This window comes from Ochrobactrum sp. P6BSIII (assembly GCF_014138065.1).
Lineage (GTDB): Bacteria > Pseudomonadota > Alphaproteobacteria > Rhizobiales > Rhizobiaceae > Brucella.
This window is the reverse complement of record NZ_JACGXB010000036.1, coordinates 1-2500: the sequence shown is the minus strand read 5'-3', so window position 1 is coordinate 2500 and position 2500 is coordinate 1. Positions and strand designations below refer to the sequence as shown.

The window sequence follows — 2500 nt, the reverse complement described above, 5'->3', positions numbered from 1 at the left end:
TAGGTAGAGCGTCCAGCGAATACCCCCGGGGGTAGAGCACTGAATGGGCTATGGGGACTCACCGTCTTACTGATCCTAATCAAACTCCGAATACCGGGGAGTACTACTGGGCAGACACACGGCGGGTGCTAACGTCCGTCGTGAAGAGGGCAACAACCCTGACCACCATCTAAGGTCCCTAAGTTATGGCTAAGTGGGAAAGGATGTGAGGATCCCAAAACAACCAGGATGTTGGCTTAGAAGCAGCCATCATTTAAAGAAAGCGTAACAGCTCACTGGTCTAAATAAGGGTCTTTGCGCCGAAAATGTACCGGGGCTAAAGCCATACACCGAAGCTGTGGATGCACGTATGTGCGTGGTAGCGGAGCGTTCCGTAAGCCTGTGAAGGGACAGTCGTGAGACATCCTGGAGGTATCGGAAGTGAGAATGCTGACATGAGTAACGATAAAGGGAGTGAGAGACTCCCTCGCCGAAAGTCCAAGGGTTCCTGCTTAAAGTTAATCTGAGCAGGGTTAGCCGGCCCCTAAGGCGAGGCCGAAAGGCGTAGTCGATGGGAACCACGTTAATATTCGTGGGCCTGCAGGTAGTGACGGATCGCGTGTGTTGTAAGGTCTTATTGGATTGATCTTGCAGCGAAGCGGTTCCAGGAAATAGCTCCTGCATATAGACCGTACCCTAAACCGACACTGGTGGACTGGTAGAGAATACCAAGGCGCTTGAGAGAACTGCGTTGAAGGAACTCGGCAAAATGCACGCGTAACTTCGGAAGAAGCGTGACCTCCATTTAGGCAACTAGGTGGGGGTGGCACAGACCAGGGGGTAGCGACTGTTTACCAAAAACACAGGGCTCTGCGAAGTCGCAAGACGACGTATAGGGTCTGACGCCTGCCCGGTGCTGGAAGGTTAAGAGGAGATGTGCAAGCATTGAATTGAAGCCCCAGTAAACGGCGGCCGTAACTATAACGGTCCTAAGGTAGCGAAATTCCTTGTCGGGTAAGTTCCGACCTGCACGAATGGCGTAACGACTTCCCCGCTGTCTCCAACGCAGACTCAGTGAAATTGAATTCCCCGTGAAGATGCGGGGTTCCTGCGGTTAGACGGAAAGACCCCGTGCACCTTTACTATAGCTTTACACTGGCATTCGTGTCGGCATGTGTAGGATAGGTGGTAGACTTTGAAGCAGTGGCGCCAGCCATTGTGGAGTCATCCTTGAAATACCACCCTTGCCTATATGGATGTCTAACTGCGGCCCGTTATCCGGGTCCAGGACCGTGTATGGTGGGTAGTTTGACTGGGGCGGTCGCCTCCTAAAGAGTAACGGAGGCGCGCGATGGTAGGCTCAGAACGGTCGGAAATCGTTCGTCGAGTGCAATGGCATAAGCCTGCCTGACTGCAAGACTGACAAGTCGAGCAGAGACGAAAGTCGGTCATAGTGATCCGGTGGTCCCGCGTGGAAGGGCCATCGCTCAACGGATAAAAGGTACGCCGGGGATAACAGGCTGATGACCCCCAAGAGTCCATATCGACGGGGTTGTTTGGCACCTCGATGTCGACTCATCGCATCCTGGGGCTGGAGCAGGTCCCAAGGGTATGGCTGTTCGCCATTTAAAGCGGTACGTGAGTTGGGTTCAGAACGTCGTGAGACAGTTCGGTCCCTATCTGCCGTGGGTGTAGGAATATTGATAGGATCTGTCCCTAGTACGAGAGGACCGGGATGGACGTATCTCTGGTGGACCTGTTGTCGTGCCAACGGCATAGCAGGGTAGCTATATACGGACGGGATAACCGCTGAAGGCATCTAAGCGGGAAACCCACCTAAAAACGAGTATTCCCTATCAGAGCCGTGGAAGACCACCACGTTGATAGGCCGGGTGTGGAAGTGCGGCAACGCATGTAGCTTACCGGTACTAATAGCTCGATCGACTTGATCACTCCCATTTACAATATCCATCAAGCGTAGCTTGATGAAAACTTTGCCCCTCACGCCTTATTCACTTCGTGAATGGCTCCGGGAGGGCGGCGCACAGGCGCCGGCATGCAGTCGCATGCTTATTGTTTATCAGCGCTCTATGAGGGCGTTGATGCTATCAGCACGAAAGACGGCATGGTGAATGAAGCAGTGAGTGAACATACTCACTTGACTGCCTTATTCCCCTACTGCCCTAATCCAGCTTCTCAATTTGTGTTCTTCGCCGACCTGGTGGTTATGGCGGAGCGGCTGCACCCGATCCCATTCCGAACTCGGCCGTGAAACGCTCCAGCGCCAATGGTACTTCATCTTAAGATGCGGGAGAGTAGGTCGCTGCCAGGTCTGCTAAGCACACAAATCAAACCATCTTCTCTAAAACATACAAAACACTGAAATTAAGCGAACTTCGCGAAAAATATCCAACCGGTTCTAAAATAATCACCCTGGCGCGGGGTGGAGCAGCCCGGTAGCTCGTCAGGCTCATAACCTGAAGGCCGCAGGTTCAAATCCTGCCCCCGCAACCAAATCTTC

General features: G+C 53.1%; 1 tRNA gene and 2 rRNA genes (1 of these 3 cut by a window edge). All 3 read left to right on the top strand.

The window, feature by feature from the left end:
• Positions 1 to 1932, top strand: a 23S ribosomal RNA gene (locus tag FHW00_RS24200) (it extends 881 nt beyond the left edge of the window).
• A 264-nt stretch (positions 1933 to 2196) separates the two neighbouring features.
• A 5S ribosomal RNA gene (rrf, locus tag FHW00_RS24195) occupies positions 2197 to 2311 on the top strand.
• A gap of 105 nt (positions 2312 to 2416) precedes the next feature.
• A tRNA-Met gene (locus FHW00_RS24190) sits at positions 2417 to 2493 on the top strand.
• Positions 2494 to 2500 lie beyond the last annotated feature (7 nt).